Genomic DNA, 25,243 nt, shown 5'->3' on the forward strand with positions numbered 1-25,243 from the left:
CCGCGTTAGTTGACCGAACACTAGATGCCGAAGGTAACGAAGAAGTCAAACAAATGGTTAATGCCTTGACGGCCGTTCTCAATAAGTAAGCCGTAACGCAAGTAAAAAGACTGTGGCGTTTGTCGCAGCCTTTTTGTTTGCGTTACTTTTGATCGGATCTATCAGTTGTGACAACCTTAACTTCTGTCCATTGTTTTGGACGAAAACCAGGTCGTTCTGTATATTCGATGGGTTTATGATTAAATTATGATGAATTCACACACGAAACTTCTCATGATAAACCGCATAGTGACAAGGGTTTATTGATTAACAGCTAAGCAATTTAGTCAGTCTGAAGATGCAGAAAAAGGCATAAAGGTTCACTTTCTGCACTCCATAAGAGTGCATTGACTGCACTTGGAACCGTTTCCATAACAAGTTAAAGTGTAGTTGTCTTTAGAAGCGGAGGTTGATTAGAATGTTAGAAACTTTATTGACGCCCCAGACTGTCCAGGTAAGACAGGCTGGTCACCTAGACTGGAAGGAGGCAATTAAGCAGGCAGCATCGCCATTGTTAACTACAGGGAAGGTTGAACAATCATACGTTGATGCCATGATTAATGTTGTCGAAAAGAACGGTCCATTTATCAATATTGGTCCCCACATTGCTTTAGCACATGCTCGTCCAGAGAATGGTGTAAATGAAATGTCGATGGCCCTCATGAAAGTCGATCCAGCGATCGATTTGGTTAGTGAAGACCACCCAATTACATTATTCTTCGTTCTGGCTGCTAGTGATAACACCAAACATTTGGAAGCGCTACAAGAATTAGTTATGAAGCTTCAGGATGCGGATAGTTTCGCCAGAATGGAAAAAGCAACAACTGTCGAAGAGTTGGTTAATGAATTCAGAGGAGTGGAAAAATAATGAAAATCGCAGCAGTTTGCCAATCAGGTTTAGGGTCAAGTTTTATGATTCAAATGAACATCGACGCTGTTCTTAAAGCAGAAAACGTCGACACGGATAACATCGAAGTTACCCACTTTGATACGGGTAGCATGAACGTCAATGCCGCTGATTACTTCTTCTTAGGGAATGACTTAGCTGAACAAGCTTCAGACATGCCTGAAGAAAAGGTCTTCGTTTTGAAGAGCATCATTGATAAGAAAGAATTGCAAGAAAAGCTCAATGTCTTATTGGACAGAGAAGGTATCAAGCACGACTAGTGTTTTTTAACGTTAGATTGGAGGAATAGCAATTATGCAATCAGTTATTAATTTTATTGTTTCTATCGTTAGTACACCTGCCATCCTAGTTGGGTTAATTGCATGTCTAGGTTTGGCACTTCAAAAGAAGCCCGGAACTAAGATTATGGAAGGAACTGTTAAGACCTTCGTTGGGTTCTTAGTTCTGACCGGTGGTGCAGGAATCTTATCAAATTCATTGGCACCATTCGCTTCCATGTTTAAGTTTGCTTTACATGTTCAAGGGGTTGTCCCTTCTAACGAAGCCGTTGTGGCGATTGCCTTACAACAGTACGGGACCACGACCGCTTTGATCATGTTCGTTGGGATGATTGTCAACGTTCTGTTGGCACGTTTCACGAAATTCAAGTACATTTTCTTAACGGGTCAAGCAATGCTTTACGTTTCTTGTTTAACTGCCGTTATCCTGATTTCTACTGGGATGAAGGCTGGTGCAGCCACGATTCTCTTAGGTGGGCTGTTTGAAGGAACCTTGTTAACTGTAACGCCAGCATTATGTCAACCATTTATGCGTAAGATTACCGGTGGTGACGAAGTTGCCATGGGTCACACGGGTAACATTGGTTACGCAACTTCCGGTTTGATGGGTAAGTGGTTTGGTGATGCCAAGAAATCTACTGAAGATATCAACGTTCCTAAGGGCTTAAGCTTCTTACGGGACTCAACGGTTTCTATTACATTGGTTATGGCTATTGTTTACTTAGTATTGGCTTTAGTTTCTGGTCCACATTTCGTTGAAACAAAGTTGAGTTCAGGTACTAACTACCTGATTTATGCCCTGACACAAGCTGGGACTTTCGCCGCTGGTTTCTACGTTGTTTTAGCCGGTGTTCGGATGATCTTAGGTGAAATTGTGCCAGCCTTCCAAGGGATTGCAACGAAGTTGGTTCCAAATGCCAAGCCAGCCTTGGATGTGCCTATCATCTTCCCATACGCACCTAACGCTTTGTTGATTGGTTTCTTCGTCAGCTTTATCGTGGGTACTTTGAGTATGTTCGGGATGATCGCTATGGGGTCAACCGTTATTATCCCTGGTGTTGTTGGTCACTTCTTCTGTGGGGGTGCCGCTGGGATTTACGGAAACGCTACCGGTGGTCGTCGTGGGGCCATCATTGGTTCTGCGGTTAACAGTCTGTTGATCAGTTGGTTACCATTATTGATTCTGCCTGTTCTGGGTGGTTTGAAGATGGCTGCTTCAACTTTCGCCGATACCGACTACTTGGTACCAGGTATCTTACTTGGTAACTTGGGCCACTATGGTGAAGCTGCTGTTATCGCTGGTATCATTGGCTTTACAGTTGTTGTTATTGTTTGGTCTTTCTTCCTCAAGAGCAACAAGAAGGCTAAGGCCGAAGGTTAGATTTAGAGACTCACTTTTTAAAATTTTAGTCCAAGGATAAGGAGTAATCGTTAATGACAAACGCAGGCGTAAGCGAAGTTCAAGCGAACTTCACAGAGAAAGACGAATTAGCTGTTAATACTTTAAGAATGTTAAGTGTGGATATGATTGAAAAGGCTAAGTCGGGACACCCAGGCTTGTGCTTGGATGCCGCTCCTATGGCTTATGTTTTATGGAACTACCACATGACGACTGATCCAAAGCGTCCTAACTGGATCAACCGTGACCGGTTTGTACTTTCAGCAGGTCATGGCTCAGCCTTACTTTACAGCTTACTTCACATGAGTGGGTACGCAGTTAAGATGGATGACTTAAAGCAATTTCGGCAGATGGGGTCATTAACGCCAGGACATCCTGAGTATGGTCATACCCCAGGGGTTGATGCAACCACTGGACCGCTGGGCCAAGGGATCGGTATGGCTGTCGGTATGGCCTTAGCTGAAAAGCATTTAGCAGCTAAGTACAACACGGCAGATTACGATTTAATCGACCACTGGACTTATTCAATCGTTGGTGATGGGGACCTGATGGAAGGGATCAGTCAAGAAGCCATCAACATCGCTGGTAAAGAAAAGTTGAACAAGTTAATCGTGCTCTATGATTCAAACGACATTACGTTGGATGGCCCGTTGGCCAATGGTTCTGTAGAAACGCAAAGTTATCGTTTCAAGGGTGCTGGCTGGAACTATCTCTTCGTCGAAGACGGGGAAGACTTAGCCGCCATCAACAATGCTATCAACGAAGCTAAGCGTTCAGCACAACCAACGATCATTGAAGTTAAGACCGAAATTGGTCATGGATCACCAGAAGCTGGGACGAACAAGGTTCATGGTTCCGCTTTAGGTGCCGAAAACGTCAAGAAGACTAAGGAATTCTATCACTGGAGTCAGACCCCATTCTCCGTTTCTGAAGACGCCTACGCGCAATTCAAGCAAGGTATTGAAGAACGTGGGACCTCTGCTCACCATGATTGGACGGAACTCTACACGAATTACCAACGTAACGAACCTAAGTTGGCTGCTGACTTTACACCTGAAGTTGGGCCTAAGTTGGATATGAGCCAAGTTAAGTTGAGTGATGAAACGATTGGCAAGGAAGTTGCCACCCGTGTCAGCAATTCAGAATTGATGCAACAAATCTCCAAGTACAACCCGAACTTCTGGGGTGGGGCTGCGGATTTGTTCTCAAGTAACAAGACGCAATTGAAGAATGAAGGTCGCTTTAACCCTGACGAGCCTGCTAACGACAACGTTTGGTTTGGTGTTCGTGAATTCGGTGAAGCCACTGCCCTGAACGGGATGACGTTACATGGTGGTTCCCGAGTATACGGGTCAACCTTCTTCACCTTCTCCGATTACATGAAGGCCGCTATTCGTTTAGCTGCCTTACAAGGACTTCCCGTTACCTTCATCTTCACGCATGATACGATTGCCGTCGGTGAAGATGGCCCAACCCATGAACCAATTGAACAATTGGCTGGTTTACGGGCTATTCCAAATGTGAACGTGATTCGTCCAGCCGATGCTCATGAAATGTTAGGGGCATGGCAAACGATCGCTAACACCACTGACAAGCCAACGGTTCTGGTTCTTTCTCGTCAAGGGTTACCTCTGCTGGAACAAACACATCCAGAAGATGTTGCTCGTGGGGGCTATGTGGTCTCACCTGCTAAGAATGAAGATTCAGATGGTATCCTAATTGCCACTGGTTCCGAAGTTCAATTAGCTCTGAAGGCCCAAGTCGCATTACGAGAGAAGCAATACGATGTCTCTGTGGTTTCTATGCCAAGTGTCGATCTCTTCGACCAACAGAGTGAAGACTACAAGAATTCCGTCTTGTCACCTAAGGTTGACAAGCGGATCTCGATCGAAATGGACAGTACGTTTGGCTGGGGCAAGTACACCGGCTTAAAGGGTGCCAACATTGGAATCGATACCTTCGGGTTGAGTGGTAAGGGTTCAGACATTATTGAACACTTTGGCTTTAACACTGAGACTATCGTTAAAAAGTACGAAGAATTGTGGAAGAAGTCGGAATAAGCATTTGAGGTGAAGGCAGACATGTCAAAGAGAATTACAGGTATTGCAGCAAGTGATGGGATTGGGATCGCCAAGGCTTATCGCCTAGTCGACCCAGACCTAAGCTTCAAGAAAAAGTCAGTGACGGATGTGGACGCCGAAATCAAGCGTCTCACCCAAGCCATGAGTGACTCAACAGATGACTTAAAGGTCATTCGCGACAAGGCAGCGCAGAACCTTGGCGAGAGTGAAGCCGAAGTCTTCGATGCACATATGACGATTCTGGCCGATCCTGAAATGACTGGTCAAATCGAACAGCTCATTAAGGATCAGAAGATTAATGCTGAAGAGGCTTTGAAAGAGGTCACTGACCAGTTCATTGCCATCTTCGAGGGAATGACGGACAACAAGTACATGCAAGAACGGGCAGCCGATGTTAAGGATGTGACGAAGCGTGTCTTGAGCCATTTACTTGGGAAGGCCCTGCCTAACCCAGCATTAATTAACGAACCCGTCATCGTGATTGCTCATGATTTGACCCCTTCTGATACTGCCCAGATGGATACCCAGTTTGTTAAAGGGTTCCTGACGGATCTCGGTGGTCGGACCAGTCATTCAGCTATCATGTCACGGACCTTGGAAGTGCCAGCAGTTGTTGGGACTGAAGAGGCCACCAAAGAAGTTCAAGATGGGGATCTCCTCGTCTTGGATGGGTTGGATGGCTTCGCGTTGGTTGCGCCCGACAAGGATGAAGTTCATCACTATCAGGAACAGGCTAAGCAATATGCTCAGGAACGTGCCGAATGGCGGAAATTGAAGGATGCGGCGTCCGTCTCTAAAGATGGTAAGCATTTCGAAGTTGCTGCTAATATTGGGACACCGGATGATGTTGCAGCTGTTGTCGATGCCGGGGCCGAAGCCGTTGGCTTGTTCCGGACCGAATTTCTTTACATGAACAGTGATAAGTTGCCATCCGAAGAGGACCAGTTCGAGGCCTACAAGTCTGTGGCTGAGGCCATGAAGGGTAAGCCCGTGGTTATTCGGACGATGGATATTGGTGGGGATAAGCATCTTCCATACTTACCACTTCCTGAAGAAATGAATCCATTCCTGGGTTACCGGGCAATTCGGATTTCATTGGACCGACAAGAAATTTTCAGAACTCAGTTACGGGCACTGATCCGGGCTTCCCACTACGGTGAGATTCGGATTATGTTCCCAATGATTGCCACGCTGGATGAATTCCGTGCAGCCAAGAAGGTCTTTACAGAAGAAAAGGCCAAGTTGGTTGCCGCTGGCGTTCCCGTAGCGGACGATATTAAGCTGGGGATGATGGTTGAAATTCCAGCCTCTGCGGTCTTTGCAGACCAATTTGCTAAGGAAGTTGACTTCTTTAGCATTGGCACCAATGACTTAATTCAATACACTTTCGCTGCTGACCGTGGGAACGAACACGTTTCCTACCTCTACCAGCCTTACAATCCTGCGTTACTGCGACTGATCAAGAAGGTTATTGAGGCCGCTCACAAAGAAGGTAAGATTGCGGCGATGTGTGGCGAAATGGCCGGTGACAAGATTGCCGTCCCATTGTTGATGGGGATGGGCCTCGACGAATATTCGATGAGTGCCACCTCTGTTCTACGGGTTCGGAGTGAAATGAAGAACATTGACACCACTGATTGGGCTAAGGTTGTTGACGAAGCAGTCACCACCTGCCAGACCAATGAAGAGGTCAAGGCTCTCGTGGAAAAGCACCTTCAGGCTTAATCACGAGTCGTTCATCTTAAAAGAATAATCTTTGCAAAACGTATGGCTGCCAAGTGTCTTTGGCGTCATACGTTTCGTGTTTTATGCTGTGGTGCGAAACCGTTGGGTCTGCTGAACGGGATTCAGCGTGGTACAATCAATACCAATTAGGTTTCTAGATCAATCGGTTGTAGGGTTCGACTCCCTGCAACTGACTTAAAAGGGTGATGGCTCGGTTTCAGGGGAAATATGGGACCGGTCACAGGGATTGTTATTTTGGAGAATTGATGAGGTAAGATGATGCTAAATATTAGTGAAAAGGGTCAGATAAACCTATTGGTTTCCATTTTGGCCGAGGGCAAAAAGTATAAAACAGTTGCTGATCTCGAAGACAAGATGAGCCTCTCTCGGCGCAGTGTATTCTACTGGTTGAAGCAAACCAATGGTGCGTTGAAGACGCTGGGACTGGATGATATTCAACGCCTGTCTCAAGGGGGGTACTTCCTGACGCAATCGACACTAGACGATCTACAGGAACACAACCAGGCCAACGCACGGCCCGTCTTAAATGCCGACGAGCGGCGTCAAATGATTATCTGGGCACTCATTCAGCATAACCCACACCTCTCCTTGGTAAACCTGTCAGAGCGCTTAGAAGTCTCCAAGAATACCATCATTAAGGATTTTCGTGAGTTGACGTCCAATCTACCAGCCGACACGGAGGTTATTAATACCAGTCATGGTAAGGCTTTGGTAGGAAGTGAGGTTTCACAACGACAGTGGGTCTATCAACAATTGGCCCAGCAGAACCCACTGATTATTCAGCAGATACAAAAGTTGCCGCGCCTGCAGACCGTTACGGAGCGGTTAACACAATTGCAAGTTGATACGGGAAACTCGTATAGCGGGGATGCCACTCAGCTCTTAATCTGGTATATCGCTTGGTTACTGGACCGAATTCAAGACCGTGAGCGTGAGTTGACGGGTGTTAGTAACTATCCGTTGGATCAATATAGCCAGTGGTGTGAGGCGCTCTTGGCCAAGTACGGACGTATCACCCCAGCTGAGATTGGTAATCTGAGAAAGCTTCTGTTAGCGGGTCAGTTACAACAGGTTAATGAGGACGGTCGATTCAGCAAGCAACTCCTGACGACCACCAAGGAAGTCGCCCAACGCTTCAGTTCTGTTTCTGGAATTGATTTAGTGACGGACGCCTTTCTTGGGGCGCTAGCGACCCACCTGTACTCCACGTATTTTCGGATTAAATATAATGTCCAGTATCATAATGCCAATCTGACAGATGTGAAGTTGGAATATAGTTATCTGATGAGCCTAACGAAGTATGCGCTGAAACCATTTGAAGATTTTTTGCGATCGCCAGTATCTAGCGATGAACTGGCTTTGATTGCCGTGTACTTTGGGGGTGAGGTGAAACGGCTTTCGCCAGATTGGCTCGATGCTGAACAACAACCCGATGTCATTCTGGTCTGCACTAGTGGGATCGGAACGAGTTTGATCCTGTATCAACAACTCTCAGCGCGGTATCCCGGCATTAGTTTTTCACAACCGTTTAGTTTGGAAGAATTTCAGAAGATGGATCTGACGCATGGTGCCCCCAAGCTGGTGCTGACCACGGCCAAGATGGAAGCGACGGGGGATGTGCCGATCTTGTGGGTCCAAGCTATTCCGACTTCCAGCGATTTCCAACGACTCAGTCAGGAGTTCCGCCAGTTGGGACTACTGGATAATACGCGCGAGACCAAGTTAGTTCATGCAGTTCTAGATATCATTACGGATTACGCGCGGGTCGATGACTTCGAAGGACTCACGGCGAGCCTGCGAGATTACTTCCAACAGGTCCCACCAGAGACGAAGGTAACCCCTAGTGATCGGCCATCATTGGCAGACCTCCTAACGACGTCCCATATTCAACTCATCGACACGGCAGAAAACTGGCAGACTGCGGTACACGCGGCGATGGCCCCACTGGAGAGCGATAGCTCGGTAGAGGCCAGATATGCGGACCAGATCATCGATATTACCTTGAAGAATGGGCCCTACATGATGATTAAGGAGGGGGTTATGCTTGCGCACGCGAAACCAGAAGATGGTGTCAATCAATTGGGCATGTCCTTATTGATCTTGAAGAAGCCGACTACTATGACGGTAAATGGACAATCTAAACGGCTTCAGGTTATATTTGGACTGGCTTCAGTGGACAGAGATGCGCATGTTCATGCCTTGAGCCAACTGTTGGCGTTACTTCAAGACGAGGGGCTCTCTCAGAAGTTGATCACGGCCCGTCACTTATCAGATGTACAAGCGGTCATTGGGAAATCCACTAGGCAACAGGTTTAGCGATTGATAGCAATGAAGACGTATGGGGGGAACAGCCATTCCGAGGCTGTTCCTTTTTGTATATCATGCCGGGTCAATGGTCAGATCGCTTCGGTCAAATGTCCAGTGCACTGGACAGTAGTCAAGAAAGCGCTTACCTGGTCTGATGATATGATTATTTATGTAGAAAGGAGCATGTCAAATGGTTAAAACCGACATTAATCGTGAGTTAATGAATCTGCTCTACCAGCAAGATTCTTATGTTACGGCAAAGAAACTCTCTGAAGAATTGGAAGTTTCTCCCAAGACCGTCTACCGTGCCATCACCCATATTAATGAGAAAGTCGGTGCCCCCCAGCTGATTACCACGGCAAAGGGGAAGGGCGTTGAAATTAACCGGTCACGTTCATTGAATGAAAGTGGTCAGTTCGTCCAACATGATCTCGCAAAGCTATCTGAGGATACGTTGTCACCCAGCAAGCGGCGAAAGCAGGTCATGATTCGCTTACTTTATGTGTCACCAAGATCCATTGATGTTCAGTACTTATACGAACACTTTTATGTAAGCGATTCAGTGATTAGTAATGACGAAAAAATTATTAATCAGTGGCTTGATCGCTACGGACTTCGGCTACAACGAACCAATCGGAAAGCTTCGATTCAAGGCGATGAATTGGCAGTTCGGCAAGCTATTTCTGTGTTGACCGATCTGACCGGAATCATCGACTTCGATAATATCTTTAGTCGCTCGGAGGTTGCTTTGAATCAGGTTGACGTAAACTTCGTCATTGACCTGATTCGGGATGCTGAAAAGGACTTAGAAATCGAGATTCCTTATCCATATGATGTGAACCTCTTCTCACATATCTACATTCTAATCAACCGGTATCGGAATGTTGGCCAGAAAGGGTCCCTGCCCGCTAACCAAGTTCCCGGTACCATTACTCAGAATAAAGAATTGTTACACTGTGCGGAGGTGTTGAGCCATAGAATTGAACAATATGCGCACGTCAACTTACCCCAAGCGGAAATCTCGTTTATTTACGAGTATCTGGAGTCGTCACGGATTACAAATCTCAGTGATCGTACAGAGGTTGTCCCCCAACGGGCCATCCTCATTGCGGATGATTATGTCCGCCAGGTAAGTCGACTACTGCAAATTGATATCGATGGGAAAACAATTTTACCCGATTTGATTAATCACGTTCGACCGATGCTGAATCGGCTCGAGAATGGCATCCATGCCACAAACGAGTTGCTCGAACAGATTAAACAGGAATATCCAGCAATCTTTAATGCCGTTTGCACAGTATCTCAGAAGATCGCGTTGGATTACGACCTCCCGAAAATTCCTGTTGATGAAAGTGCCTTTATTAGCATTTACTTTGCGCGGGCCGTTGAACAGTCTACCCGACCGCTGCACATCTTGATTGCCTGTACAACCGGGGTTGGAACGGCGGAATTACTCCGTGTCAAAGTTAGCAAAAACTTACCGGAATTGGTGATTGATGATGTGGTGTCGATGCGGCAATATCAAGTCAATCGCCAACAGTATTCGGGGGTTGATTTCATCATCTCGACCGTTCCCATTCGGGATGAACAGGTGATTCCAGTCATTGTGGTCAGTGCGTTATTTAGTGCCAGAGACCAAGCCGCCATTAGAAAAGTTGTCACTAAACTTTCTGGGGCGACCAAATGAAAGCTAGTCGAGAAACCCAAGCTGTCTTAGTTGAGCGTCACTTAACCAAAACACAGTTATTCGATCGCGTTTGCCGGATACTTGGTGATCAAGCTGTGATTACGGAACCCGAAGTTGCTGTGGCGGCATTAGAAGAGAGAGAACGATTAGCGGAAACGTTAATTACCAAGAGAGTAGCCATGCCACATTGCCAAAGCGAGGTCATTAAGCAATCTAAGATCTTGTTAGTTAATTGTAAGCGTTTTCCGATTGTTTGGGATGACGCTGGCCATCAGGTTGTGGGACTTGTGATGTTGTTACTGGCAAAGGATGCGCGACAGGATCAATTACTAAGAATTACTGATTTTGTTCGCCAGTTGGCGGACAGTGACGTTGCAGATTCCCTGTTTGAAGGGGAACCAACGGCGGCAAATACCATAGAGATTTGAGAGGGAGAGAAACTATGACCGTAGTAGAGGAAGCGTTAGATCCTAATGCAATTGTCGTTAACAGTTCGGCAAAAAGTAAAGATGAAGTTTTAAAGGAATTGATTCACCAACTGGCCTTAGCGGGCAAGGTGAGTGACGAAGCCGGGTTCTTGAAGGACGTTTACGTCCGCGAATCCGAAGGCGTGACCGGTATTGGGAATGGCGTTTCCATCCCTCATGGTCGTAGCGTGAGTGTTTCGGAACCCGCCGTCGCCATCGCCACTCTGACGACGCCCGTTGAATGGGAAAGCTTGGATGACGAAAAGATTTCTATCGTTATCTTATTCGCTGTCACGGATTCAACGGAAGGCGCGCAAGATCATCTCAAGATGTTGTCTGAGTTTGCTAAGAAACTCGGGGACGATGACGTTCTTGAGAGCTTGAAGGCTGCTCAGAGTGTTGACGAAGTCATTGTTGCATTTGAATAAATAGGAGGATTTAATCATGAAAATTGTTGGTGTTTGTGCTTGTACTGTTGGTATCGCGCACACTTATATTGCGCAAGAAAAACTCGAAAAGGCCGCTGAGAAGGCGGGCTACGACATTCACTTGGAAACCCAAGGCACTATCGGGACACAAAATGAATTAACGCCAGAAGACATTGCCGATGCTGACATTGCTATCTTGGCTATCGATGTCAAGATCAAGGGAATGGAACGATTCGACAAGATTACGAAGATGACGGTTCCTACCGATATTGCCATTAAGTCACCTAATAAATTGATGGAAAAGGCTGCCCAAGTTATTAAGCAACGTCAAAACGCTTAAAAAGAAGAAGGTATAGATGATGAAAAGCGCATTCAAAAAGTTACGGTTGAAGAATCATTTATTGACGGCGATTTCATATTTAATCCCAGTGGTTTGTGGTGCTGGGTTCATGATTGCCATTGGGATGGCATTCGGTGGGAGTTCCTCTGCTGACTTGACGAAGTCCTTCTCATTTTGGGATGCTTTGTCAACGATGGGTGGTGCCGGCTTAGGCATCTTACCGATGATCATTTCTACCGGGATCGCCTTCTCAATCGCTGACAAGCCAGGGATTGCTCCAGGTCTAGTGATTGGTTTAGCTGCACAACAGATTGGTGCCGGATTTATCGGTGGGTTAATCGGTGGGTTTATTGCCGGTTGGTTAGTTTTAGCCATTTTAAAGTATGTCAAGTTACCTACCTGGGCCAACGGGTTAATGCCAATGCTGATTGTGCCCTTCTTAGCGTCATTCATTGGCTGTCTGATTATGATTTACATTATCGGGGGACCAATTGGTTGGTTCACGACTTGGTTGACGCATTACTTAGGGACGTTAAACAACACGTCCAAGCTGTTCTATGGCTTAATGATTGGGGTCTTAGCCAGTGTTGATTATGGTGGCCCAATTAACAAGACGGTTTTTGCCTTTGTCCTGACGATGCAAGCCTCCGGTGTTAACGAACCCATTACGGCGTTAATCCTGGTTAATATGGCAACACCATTAGGCTTCACGGCTGCCTACTTCATTGGCAAGCTGTTCCGCAAGAATATTTACAATAAGGTTGAAGTTGAGACTATCAAGACTGCCTTTCCAATGGGGATCTTCGAAATTGTTGAAGGGGTTCTGCCGATTGTCTTAAATGATATTGTTCGCTGTGTGGTTGCCACTGGTATCGGTGGTGCCGTCGGTGGGGCTATCTCAATGTACTTCAGTGCTAACAGTAAAGTGCCATTCGGTGGTTTGTTAGCTATTCCAACGATGACTAAGCCAATGGGCTTCATTATCGGATTAGTTGCGAACATCCTTGTCACTGGGACAGCACTGGCTCTTTTGAAGAAGCCAGTTCCCGTTGATGAAAAAGAAGAGGAAGAAGATACCAGTAGCGAAGCTGAATTGAATATGGACGACATTCAGATTTCATAGGAGGGTAATTGAATTGAACGTAAAGTTTGCACCATCATTGATGACGATGAATCTAAAGAATTTCAATGAAGAAATTAGTTTCTTGAGTGACAAGGTTGATTCCTTCCACGTGGACATTATGGACGGTAAGTTTGTGCCCAATCTGACGCTGTCACCTTGGTTTATCGAACAGGTTAGAACCGTTTCAGATACCCCTATTTCCGCACACTTAATGGTTGAAGACCCCGCCTTTTGGGTTGATGAACTCATTAAGGTTAATTGTGAAGTGATTTGCTTCCCAGCCGAACGGGCTAATGGGATCGCCTTCCGGATGATCGACAAGATTCACCGGGCTGGTTTAAAGGCCGGGGTCGTCTTGAATCCAGAAACTCAGATTTCTGAGATCCTGCCTTATATCGCTGATGTCGACAAAATCACCATTATGACAGTCGATCCTGGTTTTGCTGGCCAAAAGTTTGTGGCTTCTGCTTTGGAAAAGATTAAGCAACTTCGTCAGTTGCGGGCTGAAAATGGTTACGGCTACGAAATCGAAATGGATGGTTCCTCTAACCGGAAGTCCTTCAAGCGAATTCACGATGCCGATCCTGACATTTACATTATCGGTCGGAGCGGACTCTTTGGTTTGGAAGACAACATCGAAGATTCCTGGAACGAAATGACCAAGAACTTCTACGATGCCACAGGTATTCCTGTTACGGAATAGAAGACACAGACATTGAGAGCATTGGGAAAATGAAAAGAGCTACTAGAACGGGTGTGACCCGTCTGGTAGCTCTCTTTGTTGTTCAGAATTTTAAGGAAAAACCGACCACGACTGGTCTTTTTTTCATGGTATACTGGATCTATTGTTCTGGTGGGTTAAGGCCGACTGTGAGTAGGATTACCTGATAAGAACCATTGGGGGCATGAACCGTGACGGTATCATTGGCTTGATGCCCCATGAGTGCTTTGCCCAGTGGTGAGATGCGGGTAATTTTACCCGCATCGAGATCGGCTTCAGCCGTGCCAACGAGTTGGTAGGTTTCCAGTGCTTCATCATCAACGAAGCGCAGGGTGACCCATTTTCCCAGCTCTACGGTGGGGTCCGCACTGGGAGTGACGACACGAGCGTACTGGAGTTGTTTGTTCAAAAAACGTAGGCGACTCTCCAGATGCCGTAGATCGCGTTTAGCGGCTGAGTAGTCTGCATTTTCAGAGAGGTCACCGTGAGCACGAGCCTCCGCTAAGGCCGCAATCTTAGTTGGCCGGTCCGCCTGTAAGGCGGCGATTTCGTCTTCGATGTGATGATAACCCGCTGCAGTGATGGGATTGAAGTCTCGTGAATCTGCCATAATAGAACACCTCATTACATACATTTAATTCTAGTCTATAACAGTTTTACCGGAAAAGGAAAGGTGGATAGCTATGAAAATTAAGGGATCATACTGGTTACGTCAAGCCGGGGTTGGCTTGGTCATCGTCCTCATCATTGCCCTTCTTGGGCATTTGAACTATGCCCAGTGGCGGCTGATGCCGGGTATCACCGGCGCTGACTGGTATTTTTTAGTTAGTTGGTTATGTTTTCCATTTGCCAAGTGGGTAATTTTAGAAGATAACCGTGACGTCAAGGCCCCGACGATTCGGCGTAAACGTAAACGCCGGCGTCAGTCAGCCGATGAGACGGCTTCGATCTATGAAAAGATGGGCAAGTCCCAGCGCGAACCGCGGTTGGCCGCAGCACCCAAGACCGCTTTGAAGTGGTACTGGCGGGGGGTAATCGACATTGTAGTTGCCTTCGTGGGTCCCTTAATCTTGGGTGGGTACGTGACTTATTCGCTACGACACAATTAAATTGTGCTGATTTCGGGGGCATTAACGTGCAAATATTGACGTTTTTGCTATTTAACGGCTGATAAGTTAAGAACATGGTAAAGTGATAACAGTTGGAAGGGGTCAGTTTTACGGAAACTGATTTCGCGAATCAATCAATTAAAGTATGCGTGATTAACACGATATTTGGGGGATATTGATTGGGTCGTATTTAAGATTATCTAATGACATGGCGGCTTGGTAGAACGCAATCTTTGTCAGATGCTTAGGATGGCTAGTAACAAGACTTTCAGCAGTGACTGAAGAGTAAGTATATAGCAGTATCTGATGACTTAATTAGAACTTGGGGGAGTGCTAATTTGGCCAGCACCAAATTAAATAATCCATGCGGAATGGGGACCATCAGAGGGGATGGTTCCTTTTTTGCATGAGTAAAACGATTGCAAGTCATCGCGATTCAATATATATTAGTGGGTGATAGATACAGTGCCGGTTTAGTTGAAAGGGTGTGAGATGGTGTTAGCTGTGTATTTGTGTGAAGATAATCCGGAACAATTACAGCACTACAGCGACGTGATTAAACGTTACATCATGATTAATGAGTATGACATGGTCGTTAATCTCGCCACGCCCAGCCCGCAGGAACTCTTAAACACACTGAAAGCGGATCCGCCGGCGTATGCCTTGTTCTTTCTTGATATTGAATTTCCTGCAGAGAAGACGAGTGGTCTGGAGACGGCGATTGCCATTAGAAAACTTCTAGGTTTTGCTGAAATTGTTTTTGTCACCACACATTCCGAAATGGCGCTACTTACCTTTGAACGGAAAGTAGAACCGATGGACTTTGTCGTCAAGGATTTGGGACGCACTCAGATTGACCAGAAGCTCCGTGAGAACATCGACTACGGTTATCAGCGCTACACGAATTATCTCGGAAATACCGAAAATCTCTTTAGTTATAGCATTGCTGGCCGAAGTTTTAGCTTACCCATGGGCGATGTGTACTTTGTGGCTACTGCGGAGACTCCCCACAAAGTGACCGTACACGCGGCCAATCAGTTAGTGGAGTTTCCAGGATTTCTAAAGGACATTGCTGACCAGTATCCGGATCTTTACCGAACTGACAAGAGTTTTCTGGTGAATCTCGACAATGTCAGTGGGATTGATTCAGAGAACCGCCGATTGATTTTTCCTAATGGGGATGAGACAGACGTCGCGACTCGTCGCTTTCACGAGGTGAAAACGTTGGTACAGAAGCATTTAAAATCTTAAGAGGGTGCAGTGATGGACGCCGTACTACAAGTCTTTGGACGTCAATTTTGGACAAATTTCGTGTTGGCAATGACCATGCAGTGGTTTCTCACGACGTGGATCGGGCTTATCCGGCCCCAAAATTGGAAACTACCTCTGAAATGGGTAGGCTGGGCCCTGATCCCAGCCTTTATTGGGGAGCCGTGGAGTCTCTTTATTCCGCCGATCAGTGCCTTAGTCTATTTGATTCGGCACCGGCGACATTTGGCGTTGATTTTTGTCAATGCCACTATTGTGATCTTCTTAGTGGTGGTCTTGATTAACGATGTGGCCCGACAAGTAACGGTAGAGCTTTGGGGCCTAGGCGTTGCGGACGCGGCACCAACCATCGCGGGTCGGCTACTTTTTCAGCTGGTGATCTATACCCTGATCTCATTAGCCGTTTCAGGAATGCACATTCAGCCTGGGAACCTGACCAAATTAGCGTTGAGTCGTAAGGAACAGTGGACGGTTATGGCCATGCTAGCCAGCCTCACGGTGCTGGCGGAGATGTCGTCGCTCATCATTCACCACCTGAAAATTTCACATGCCATGCTGACGTTTTCCCTCAGCATTGAATTGGTGATGGTACTCCTGATCTCGGCGAGTCTCTTTGGCTTTCTTCAGAGTTTTTTCTCCCGGCAACGTATGCGGGCGAAGTATCAAAAAACGCTATTGCGGACGCGTTATGACCGGCGAATCTCCGATCAGGTCCAGGCCATTCGTCAGTTTAAGCAAACCTATCAGAAACAGATGCTTCAACTTGGAGATTATTTGGATGCCGAGGATTATGACGGTCTGGCGGCATATTACGAGACTCTCAACAATCGCTGGCAAGCCACGAGTCACTTGGCCGGGCTGGAGGCAGATGGCCTTCAGCAACTCGGGGACCCTGCCTTAAAAAGTCTGTTGTTTCAGAAAATTCTGGCGGCTCAGAATCAAGGCCGAGACCTTCATCTGGAGATTCCAGAGGCCATCGTCAGTCTTCCTATGACCAGTATGGATTTGTTACGGATTGTGGGGATTCTATTGGATAACGCGATTGAAGCACCAGTTGTGGGCGATCGTTCCGACATTCACTGTGCTTTTCTGGTGTACCCGAGTTCCTATGAAATCACGGTGGCTAATCCGGTCTCAACGACTAATCCGCCGAAGATTAACCATTTTCTGAAGGCCGGCTACACCACCAAGGGGAATGGCCACGGACAGGGGCTCAGCACCGTGAAGGAATTGATTGATCGAACCGAGAACGCTGCCCTACAGGTGGCCTTGAAACGCGGCATGTTGTACTTTACCGTGATTTTAACCAAGCCAGGGAGGTGAGCACATGATTACAGTGAGCATCTGGAGCTTTGCGGTCGCAGACTTCATGCTAATTTTTTGGTTTATCTATTTTCAATACTACTGGTTTCCAGAACTCCGGCAGAAACATTTTCTCACCTACTGTGCGGGGATGGCCGTTGGCTTTACCTTCCTGGATATCGTCAACCCTTTCACCGCGCGGAGTTCATTACTAGGGGCACTGGCGGTGGTGGTCATGCTAGTTATCGAGGTGGCCCTTCTCGGCAAGGACAAACAGTGGCAGTATTTACCCGCCTTTATTGACGTGACCATTATGGCGTACCTCTTGACGGAATTCGTCGATATGGTGGTGTTGAATGGTATCATCTGGCTCACTAGCCTGAGTTTTGCGACCAGTTGGTGGGGGACGTTAACGGAAATGACGATCGATGCTGTCTTGTTTACCCTGCTGGCGATGGGGTTATGGTTGACGCGAGCGCCAATGGAAAACCTCATTCAGGCCACATTGGGCCGGTCCATGGAGTATCTCTTCTTGATCTTTATGACCGGGATTGCGCTGGTGTACATTCTCTTCGAGTACTCCCTGCAAGAATTGGCCGATTCTGACCACTATCTGATCTTCTTGACGGGGGTGGCGGGGACACTACTGATTGGTCTCTCTTTAAGTACTTATATGTTGATGCTGACCCATTTACAAGAGGAACACACGCAGTTACAACGCCAACAACAGGAATTTCGTGAACAGTATACGCATGAGCTAAACCGGCAAATGGCGGCTATTCGCAAGTTCAGCCACGACTACCAAAACATGTTGTTGGGATTAGGAGGTTATCTCGAGGATCAAGATTACGAGGGATTTCGGCAACTCTATATCGACATTCGTTCGGGCTGGGAGACCAGTGATGCGGCGGAATTGACGATTGATGATCTGACCAATATTCCTGGTGATGGCTTGCGCTTCGACGTTTACCATAACTATTTGGTGGCGCAGGAGGCCGGTGTTCAGCTGTTTATCAAGGTTCCAGAGCCGTTGACGGCGACCATTACGACCCTTAAACTGGTAGGGACGTTATTGAACCGGACACTGCCCCCACTGTTTGAAGGGGTGAAGCATCTGACGCCAGCCGTGGTGACACTGGACTTGGAAGAGACAGCACAAATGATTCGTTTCAAAGTAACCTTTCCTGTCCCGGATGATGCTCAAGTTGGCGGCCAGGCCCATGTTCAAAGCGCTCAGGCGGAGTTAGATTTGTCGCGTTTGCAGCGAGTTGTACCAACGAATGCGACGAGCACCTTGAAGCTAAAGCGGCATTGGGGACAATTGACGGTGGCCTTACCCAAAGGATAGCCCAAGGCTTGAGCCATTCACAAAGTCGGGTCAACAGGTTGGTGGGTTTCACCAGAAAACAGTTATCGTTTCATTCCTGAAAACGCTTGCAATTATAGTCCCGTCTGCTATACTTAATGAATGTAATACCAATCAATCCTTCAGGGAAGTCGTAAAATGAGGAAGTTTTACGGATTCTCAACTTTGTGAAGTGGCCCTTACCGTCATGATGAGAGTTACTTTAATGGCTCGATTAGGTTCCCAACCTAATTGGGTAGAGTTGCTCAATAAAGATTACATATTGAGGTCTAGCAAGTCTGAGAGAACAGCGATTTCCTGACTACAAACGGTGAAAACGTTGCGACTCAAAGCTACTAACTGGGAGCCGGAGCGTGGTTACTCCGGTTTTTTTGATCCCCAGCGAAAGGCAAAGCTAGGTGTTTTTAGTCCAGACGATCATTTTAATTGATGTGGACGTTTAGGTTGAGAGCCTGTGCGACGAAGGTGTCTTAGCGCTGACGGTCTATGGTGTTGTTAAGATTGCTAATGATGACTGAAGAAAGAACGGTGAGTGAAGATGGCTATCTGGGAAGACCTGTATCAAGCTGCCAAGCCATACTATCATCCCACGGCGGTGAATGAGTTTATCTATACGCACAACGTGGTCTGTGCGCTACAAAGCAAATCCGGGAAAATCTATACTGGATACTGTGTCGAAGCATTGTCTGGCGTCTTGAACCTCTGTGCGGAACGGGTTGCCCTACTTCAAATGTATATGGATAGTGGTGAAACCGAGGTGCAGCGACTGATTGCCTTTCGAGATACGCCACCCAAAGGTAATGGCGGTATGCCTTGTGGCGCCTGTCGTGAGGCTTTCATGCAATATAACCAAGCCAATCAAGAGATGCAAATAATGGTGGATTATGCAAAACGAGAGACCTTAACCCTGGGTGAGCTGATGCCTCATTGGTGGGGAACATCGGTAAAACCAGAATCAGATTAGACCAAATAAGCGGGAAGTTTGCTGAATAGGCAAACTTCCCGCTTATTAATGGACGATGCTTGTGAATCCGGTAAAAACTATCCGGAGGAGGCCCTTAACAAGGGCACCCGGTGACGTCTAGAAAACCTTGTTATTTCTAAAGTAATAGAAGACCAGCTCGATAACCCGTATTTGGGGGTTATTGAGCTGGTCTATTAATGGTGATTATCGAAGAAGATTGAAGATTCCCCAGATTAATAAGATGGCTAACAGTCCCGTAAGGATAATCAGGGCACTCTTTTGTTGCCAGCGCATCGAATCCCCCCTAGTGATACCAACTGCCTAGAGTATAACTGATTTCAGTGGTTAACAGTGGCAATCGTCTCTATCGTAAGAAATTTGACGATTATGCTGACTTATTGATAAGTTCAGTTGAGCACATCAAAATCGCTAGGCACAGGGGCTGTTATGGTCGTTAATTGGTTATCGGTGGCAAAGGGAGTGGGAAAGGTTAACTGCCAACAGTGGAGTCGTAGGCGCGTCTTAGACGTCACACCGTAGAGGGGATCGCCGATCAAGGGATGACCACTGGCCGCCAAGTGAACGCGAAGCTGGTGAGTTCGGCCGGTCTCTAGCTGTAATTTGACCAGAGTGGCCCCTGGTTGCTCGTCTAAGACGGCGTAATGGGTGACGGCTCTCTGTGGATGGACGCCATTAACTTGACGCTTACGGCGATCCTGGGGGTCTCTGCCGATGGGCGCGTCAAACGTGCCTTTCCCAGAAAGGTGACCAGCGACCCAGGCTAAATAGGTGCGCTGAACCCGTTTTTCGGCAATGTTGCGGACCATGATAGGGACGACGGCAGGGGTCTTGGTCATCATCAAGGCGCCGGTAGTCTCCTGGTCTAGTCGGCTCAGAATATAAGGCCCAGGCTGCTCGTCTCCCAGATAAGCAGCGACGTGATTCAGAGTTGTCCCCCGTTCGCCGGGTTGATTAGGATGAGTCTTACTGCCCCGAGTCTTGTTGACAATAATGAGATCCGCCGTTTCATAAATGACGGCCACGGTGGCGGCACTGTCAGGGTCGACCTCCGGAAAGGGTTCTTTAAAGTCATCGGGGACAAAGGTCATTTGAACAATGTCGCCGGGCGTGATGAGTTGGTTCATCGATCGGTAACTGCCATTGACGAGGACCCGTTGATTAATGCGTAGATCATGTACCAGGTGACTCGGCAGTAACCAGGCCGTCAGCTGATCGCGCAGAGAACGGACTATTTGAGTTGGGGGGAGAGTGCGTGTATAGGTCCAGTGCAAGGCCATCATCTCTTTCTTGAGTTGCGTATTTTAAACGTTGATGATAGGTGCCATCAAGGAAGGCAAGCCTACTTAATTACCAACCATCATACCATTTGAGAGTCAAAAGAGGGGCCAAAAAAACGATCAGTCACACGCCGTGTTGTTTAACAGGGGGGACTGATCGTTTGTGTTTTATGATAATTAACAGTAATCCAAAGCAAAGACAAGTGTTGCCGGTTCTGAACCACGGAACGAATTAGTCATAGGACAGATCGGTAAAACCAGAGAAGAACGGGTTGCCGTTGACCTTGTAGTTTGACCAGTCGGCAGATGCGTAGTAGCCGTCTTCAAATGGGAAGAAGCCCCGGCCGGTGTGACGATTCAAATCCTTGATGGTCAAGCGATAGTTGTTGTGAGCAAGGCGCTTGTTAGGCAATCCCTTGATGGCTCGATGGGTGTAGACTCGCGTTGTTCGGCCTTGAGTGGTCACTTTATAGGCCTTGACTGAGTGCGATGGCTTCCAAACGTCGAATCCTGAGACAGATTCGTCGGCGCCACCGGGCGTCAGTTTCTTCATTTTAGCCGCACTGTAGTATTGAACATAGTGGTCCAATGTTAAGTAGAAAGCGGCTGGTGAGGTAAATATCGTGCTATTCGGCACAGGCTTGAACCCGGTACCGGCCTGATACAGGATTGGGTTGGCTCCCAGGTTGACAATTTTAAAATCAGACTTTTTAAGCGGGATGGAAACATGCTGGCTATACCTCAGGTTCTTGATGCGATTATAGTGATTGGGGACGTTGGTAAAGTCAGCATTGACGATCCAGTAACCAGTTTGATGCTTTCTGTGGTAACCCATTCCGCCAATCTCAACAATGGTTCCCTTCTTACTCTGAACGCGTTTGAAAGTCTTCCCCGACTTTTTCTGAGCGCCGATGTAAAGGTTCTTCTTGAGCTGAACGTAGCGGACCATCGAATGGGTGACATCCAAGTATGGTGATTTGGTAGCCGCTTGGGCCGTGGTCAGACTGCCGGTTAGACCGATAAGACCAATCGCCAGGGCCAGAGACCCCCTAAGTAGGTTGTTCATAGTTAACTCCTCCTGTCATCACGAGGGATGACTTTTCCTAGAAATAATGAGACGGACCCGCTCCGATTCGGGCCATAGATTGTTATCTACAGTAAGTTATTATAGTCCTATTTAATGATCCTGTTCAGAGGGCGATTATTGTAAATGACCACAAAAAAATCCCACACCATGAAGGTGTAGGATGAGTTGTTTATTTAAGTTTAGTTGGCTTAACGATTAAGACGTCGCAGATGGCAGAACGGCTAACATAGTTGGTTACAGAACCAACCATTAAACGTTCAACGGCGGTCAATCCAGTTGACCCAATGACAATCAATTCGGAACCGTGGTCCGCTGGGAACTCTCGTGCGATAACCGGCTTAGGATTACCGAAACGAACGTGGATACTGACGTCAGTCACACCGGCGTTGATAGCTTGTTGCTTCAAGCCATCAAGCCGTTCCTGAACGTCCTCAGAAAGCTTGTAAATGACGTCACCACTCACAGCACCACCATAAGTGTCGCTGAATTGGTTAACTTCAAGGACATTTAAGATATCAAGATGGGTTTGGTTGCGTTTAGCGACTTCAATTGCCTTTTCTAAGACTGGTTGGGTTGCTTTGGAACCGTCAACGGGAACCAGAATGTTCTTGTATTGTTGTAACATATGGAATGCCACCCCTTCACGAGTCATGTTAAAACTTTACCTATACTATATCATTAATTTCGCAGAGTGTAAGTAATTAATTCCGAGAAACCCGTATGAAAAGGGATGAAAACGCTGGAACTAGGGGGTGCCCTTAGTTTGAAAAAATTATAACAAAAGTTGCGTAAGACCATCTGTGACTCATTTCATTTTAACCAAGGCTTGGGTGACTGATGTTAGTGGTTTTCTTGACGTTGTCCGCTTTTCTAACGAGAGTATTTCTTGAGAACCTCATCAATGGCGTGATTAAGGTTAATCTTCATTTCTAGCAAGTCGTTAGGGGCAGGGGTGGTATCATCCGCATACATAATAGCAGGATCAACCCACCAGATAGGCCCAGGTTGTGGCGTGTCACCATGATGTCTCGGCAAAATATGCCAGTGGGCATGGGAATCACCATTTCCTAGCATTTCAATATTCATCTTGTCGGCTCTAAATGCGATAGAACAGGCTTCTGAGACCCAGCTCATCTCTTTTAGGAACTGGTCCTTAAGTGTGGGGGGCATTAAATGAAGCTCGGTGACATGTTCTTTGGCTAGAAACAAGGTATACCCCCGAAAGTATTGCGTATCCGCTAAAACCACGTAACCCGTGGCTAATTCTTTCACAAAATAAGGGTTCTTATGCGCTTTAATCAGGGCAATGCGCTGACAAATTAAGCAGTTATTTTGCATGATCATCGACCTCAGTTCATTTTCTCATGGATTCTGCAGCGACTTTAGACAAACAAAAACCGCCGAATCTCTCTGGATTCGACGGTAATCGTCATGGTTCATGAACCGAAACATCTTCGATTTACTTAAGACTTGATGAGGTCAAGGATAAGTTCGTCCAGAAGTTCTGGTTAGCAGCACCCATGTCAAAGCCCTTAACCCGCTTGTTAACTGGGGCCCAGTTGTAACTGAAGTTATCAGGAACAACGGCGGCTTGTTCGTTCATGTAGTTCTGCCAATCCTTGAAGGCCTTGATTCTGTATGATTCGTTCCAGGCCTTGTCATTGTTCATGTCATTCATGAGTTGCGTGTTCTTCTTCGTTGCGAAGTGACCCATGTTGTAAGTGGCATCTTCACCATAGATTTGTGTAGGCGTTGGTTCAGATGACAAGCTCCATGCGGCAGCGTAAACGTCGACCGTATTTTGTTGTGGCTTTTGAATAGTAGAGTAGAAACTGTTCATTTCCATTGTCTTACCCGTTGCCAACTTGGCATTCAAGCCCACCTTACGCCATTGTTGCAGGTAGTCTTGGTATTCAGCAGCTTGCGCTGAAGTTCCAGTCATAGCCCCAAAGTTAATGGTTAATGGCTTACCCTTAGGATCTGAACGCCACTTGCTACCATTACGCTTCTTGTAACCGGCCTTATCCAGTAATTGGTTAGCCTTCTTGATGTTCAGAGGGTAACCTTTGGCTGAAGAATCCCAGTACTTCTTGAAGATTGGTGGAATCAACGTGTTCCCACGCCAAGTGATCCCATTCCCGAACTTCTTGTTGACGGCATCGAGGTTCAAGGCGTACATCATGGCTTGACGTAAGCTCTTGTTGTTCATCTTGCTGTTCTTATCCATCACGTTCTTTTGAGTCTTAGTGTCGTAGTGACCGACGTTGAAGCCGAAGTAACCATAGGAGAGGGCAGGTTGTCCGACCATCTGGTAGTTCTTGGTGTTCTTGATCTGCTTGTAGTCAGTCCCACGCATGACACTGTTAGGAACAGTGAAGTCGTACTTGTTGGATTGGATAGCCTTGTCAATGTTATTGGAAGAAACCACGTTGATGCTGATGTGCTTGATTTGTGGTGTCTTGCCATAGTAGTACTTGTTTGGTGACCAAGTCGTGGATTCACCTTCAACCACTTTATCCAATTGGTAAGGACCAGTGAAGAGGGGTGCCTTACGGATTTGCTTGGATGAAGCTAACTTGGCGATTGGCACGTTCTTGATGTACTCGTAAGGTTCTACAGAACCCCAAATGAAGGAGTTACCAGAATATTGCATGGATGGCGTAACCTTCGTCAAATGGATAACCGCCGTCCGACCAGTTTGGCCGTCGGGGAAGGTGATCCCAGAGATGGTCTTGGCACTACCGGTGTGGTATTCAGCCATCCCTTTAATAGCGTTGTAGTCAGCAGAGTACTGTTGGGAAGTCGTGTTCTTATTGGCAATGACTTCGTATGGATACTCGATATCCTTAGCAGTTACCTTGTCACCGTTTGACCACTTAGCGTCTTTACGTAAGGTGATCGTCACTGTCTTGGCTTTACGGTCAATCTTCTGGTTGGCAAGCCCACCATTGATGATCTTGAAGTTACCGTCAGTGCGGAATAATCCGTTGATGTTACCCGGCGTTTCCCCACCTGGTGAGAAGACATCGGCATCTTCGGCGTTGGTCGATAAGACGGGATCGGCGATCCCTTGGAATGGTGAGTCGTTAGGTTCTGCGAGCTTTAATGTACTGTTCTTCGTCGCGGACTTATCAGTGGCTTTCGTGTTCTTATATGAAGCGGACATTTTTACGGAAGCGCCACTAGTTCCAGAGTTGGAACTGGATGAACTTTTGCTGGAACATGCTGCAAGGCTGAGTGTTGCAAGAACAGCCACGGCAGACAATGCGAGCTTTTTCTTATCCATACTATGTTTCCCCCTTGTATAAAATCCTCAAGTTATAAG

At 46.8% G+C, this 25,243-nt stretch carries 23 protein-coding genes; 17 read left to right on the forward strand and 6 right to left on the reverse strand.

The genetic code is table 11. From position 1 onward, the window contains the following. The first annotated feature begins 457 nt into the window (after positions 1–457). From EKM71_RS02405 to alsE, 12 genes are all read left to right on the forward strand, one after another. Positions 458–907 carry a PTS sugar transporter subunit IIA gene (locus tag EKM71_RS02405; protein ID WP_125573085.1) on the forward strand — a complete coding sequence of 150 codons (450 nt, stop codon included), beginning with the start codon at positions 458–460 and terminating at the stop codon, positions 905–907. Then, positions 907–1,206, forward strand: coding sequence for a PTS sugar transporter subunit IIB (locus tag EKM71_RS02410; protein ID WP_125573086.1), 300 nt, complete (start codon positions 907–909; stop codon positions 1,204–1,206). Before EKM71_RS02405 ends, EKM71_RS02410 begins: the two co-directional genes overlap by 1 nt. Before the next feature lie 34 nt (positions 1,207–1,240). Next, positions 1,241–2,605, forward strand: a complete 1,365-nt coding sequence (locus EKM71_RS02415; RefSeq protein WP_125573087.1) for a PTS ascorbate transporter subunit IIC — start codon at positions 1,241–1,243, stop codon at positions 2,603–2,605. Positions 2,606–2,658: 53 nt separating this feature from the next. Beyond that, positions 2,659–4,683 (forward strand): transketolase, encoded by a 2,025-nt coding sequence (gene tkt, locus EKM71_RS02420; RefSeq protein WP_125573088.1) that lies wholly within the window; start codon positions 2,659–2,661, stop codon positions 4,681–4,683. 21 nt (positions 4,684–4,704) lie between these two features. Further along, positions 4,705–6,429 (forward strand): phosphoenolpyruvate--protein phosphotransferase, encoded by a 1,725-nt coding sequence (gene ptsP, locus EKM71_RS02425; protein ID WP_125573089.1) that lies wholly within the window; start codon positions 4,705–4,707, stop codon positions 6,427–6,429. A 279-nt stretch (positions 6,430–6,708) separates the two neighbouring features. Next, positions 6,709–8,766, forward strand: coding sequence for a BglG family transcription antiterminator (locus tag EKM71_RS02430; RefSeq protein ID WP_164504700.1), 2,058 nt, complete (start codon positions 6,709–6,711; stop codon positions 8,764–8,766). Positions 8,767–8,947: 181 nt separating this feature from the next. Continuing rightward, positions 8,948–10,444 (forward strand): BglG family transcription antiterminator, encoded by a 1,497-nt coding sequence (locus EKM71_RS02435; RefSeq protein ID WP_125573091.1) that lies wholly within the window; start codon positions 8,948–8,950, stop codon positions 10,442–10,444. After that, on the forward strand, positions 10,441–10,872 hold the full coding sequence (locus tag EKM71_RS02440) for a PTS sugar transporter subunit IIA (RefSeq protein ID WP_125573092.1): 432 nt from the start codon (positions 10,441–10,443) through the stop codon (positions 10,870–10,872). The genes EKM71_RS02435 and EKM71_RS02440 overlap by 4 nt, the downstream gene beginning before the upstream one ends. A 14-nt stretch (positions 10,873–10,886) precedes the next feature. Continuing rightward, a complete protein-coding gene (locus EKM71_RS02445) occupies positions 10,887–11,339 on the forward strand; it encodes a PTS sugar transporter subunit IIA (protein WP_125573093.1) in 453 nt (150 codons plus the stop codon). Between the two features lie 16 nt (positions 11,340–11,355). Then, on the forward strand, positions 11,356–11,679 hold the full coding sequence (locus EKM71_RS02450; RefSeq protein ID WP_057879005.1) for a PTS fructose transporter subunit IIB: 324 nt from the start codon (positions 11,356–11,358) through the stop codon (positions 11,677–11,679). Between the two features lie 19 nt (positions 11,680–11,698). Then, on the forward strand, positions 11,699–12,802 hold the full coding sequence (locus EKM71_RS02455) for a PTS fructose transporter subunit IIC (protein WP_125573094.1): 1,104 nt from the start codon (positions 11,699–11,701) through the stop codon (positions 12,800–12,802). Between the two features lie 13 nt (positions 12,803–12,815). Beyond that, on the forward strand, positions 12,816–13,505 hold the full coding sequence (gene alsE, locus EKM71_RS02460; RefSeq protein ID WP_225417976.1) for a D-allulose 6-phosphate 3-epimerase: 690 nt from the start codon (positions 12,816–12,818) through the stop codon (positions 13,503–13,505). A 139-nt stretch (positions 13,506–13,644) separates the two neighbouring features. On the opposite strand, the gene greA is transcribed toward alsE, so the two are convergent. Then, entirely contained in the window at positions 13,645–14,133 is a 489-nt protein-coding gene (gene greA / locus EKM71_RS02465) for a transcription elongation factor GreA (RefSeq protein WP_125573096.1), read from the reverse strand. 73 nt (positions 14,134–14,206) lie between these two features. Between greA and EKM71_RS02470 the strand changes: the two genes are divergently transcribed. The 5 genes from EKM71_RS02470 (at position 14,207) to EKM71_RS02490 (ending at position 19,533) form a co-directional block, all read left to right on the forward strand. Then, entirely contained in the window at positions 14,207–14,632 is a 426-nt protein-coding gene (locus EKM71_RS02470) for a hypothetical protein (protein ID WP_125573097.1), read from the forward strand. Between the two features lie 492 nt (positions 14,633–15,124). After that, positions 15,125–15,883: a response regulator transcription factor gene (locus tag EKM71_RS02475; protein ID WP_191986156.1), complete on the forward strand. Its 759-nt coding sequence runs from the start codon at positions 15,125–15,127 to the stop codon at positions 15,881–15,883. Between the two features lie 12 nt (positions 15,884–15,895). After that, a complete protein-coding gene (locus EKM71_RS02480) occupies positions 15,896–17,224 on the forward strand; it encodes a sensor histidine kinase (RefSeq protein ID WP_125573099.1) in 1,329 nt (442 codons plus the stop codon). A gap of 4 nt (positions 17,225–17,228) precedes the next feature. Then, positions 17,229–18,551 (forward strand): signal transduction protein, encoded by a 1,323-nt coding sequence (locus EKM71_RS02485; protein ID WP_125573100.1) that lies wholly within the window; start codon positions 17,229–17,231, stop codon positions 18,549–18,551. A 556-nt stretch (positions 18,552–19,107) separates the two neighbouring features. After that, positions 19,108–19,533, forward strand: a complete 426-nt coding sequence (locus EKM71_RS02490; RefSeq protein ID WP_125573101.1) for a cytidine deaminase family protein — start codon at positions 19,108–19,110, stop codon at positions 19,531–19,533. Positions 19,534–19,940: 407 nt separating this feature from the next. Here the strand turns inward: EKM71_RS02490 and EKM71_RS02495 are convergent, their stop codons facing one another. The 5 genes from EKM71_RS02495 to EKM71_RS02515 form a co-directional block, all read right to left on the reverse strand. Beyond that, entirely contained in the window at positions 19,941–20,831 is an 891-nt protein-coding gene (locus tag EKM71_RS02495) for an RluA family pseudouridine synthase (RefSeq protein WP_225417977.1), read from the reverse strand. 232 nt (positions 20,832–21,063) lie between these two features. Then, a complete protein-coding gene (locus tag EKM71_RS02500) occupies positions 21,064–21,897 on the reverse strand; it encodes a hypothetical protein (protein WP_125573103.1) in 834 nt (277 codons plus the stop codon). A gap of 190 nt (positions 21,898–22,087) precedes the next feature. Next, on the reverse strand, positions 22,088–22,543 hold the full coding sequence (locus EKM71_RS02505) for a universal stress protein (RefSeq protein WP_125573104.1): 456 nt from the start codon (positions 22,541–22,543) through the stop codon (positions 22,088–22,090). Between the two features lie 245 nt (positions 22,544–22,788). After that, positions 22,789–23,256 (reverse strand): HIT family protein, encoded by a 468-nt coding sequence (locus EKM71_RS02510; protein WP_125573105.1) that lies wholly within the window; start codon positions 23,254–23,256, stop codon positions 22,789–22,791. 121 nt (positions 23,257–23,377) lie between these two features. Continuing rightward, positions 23,378–25,204, reverse strand: coding sequence for an oligopeptide ABC transporter substrate-binding protein (locus tag EKM71_RS02515; protein ID WP_125573106.1), 1,827 nt, complete (start codon positions 25,202–25,204; stop codon positions 23,378–23,380). Between the last annotated feature and the right edge of the window lie 39 nt (positions 25,205–25,243).

The sequence above is a fragment of the Levilactobacillus huananensis genome, assembly GCF_003946145.1.
GTDB lineage: Bacteria > Bacillota > Bacilli > Lactobacillales > Lactobacillaceae > Levilactobacillus > Levilactobacillus huananensis.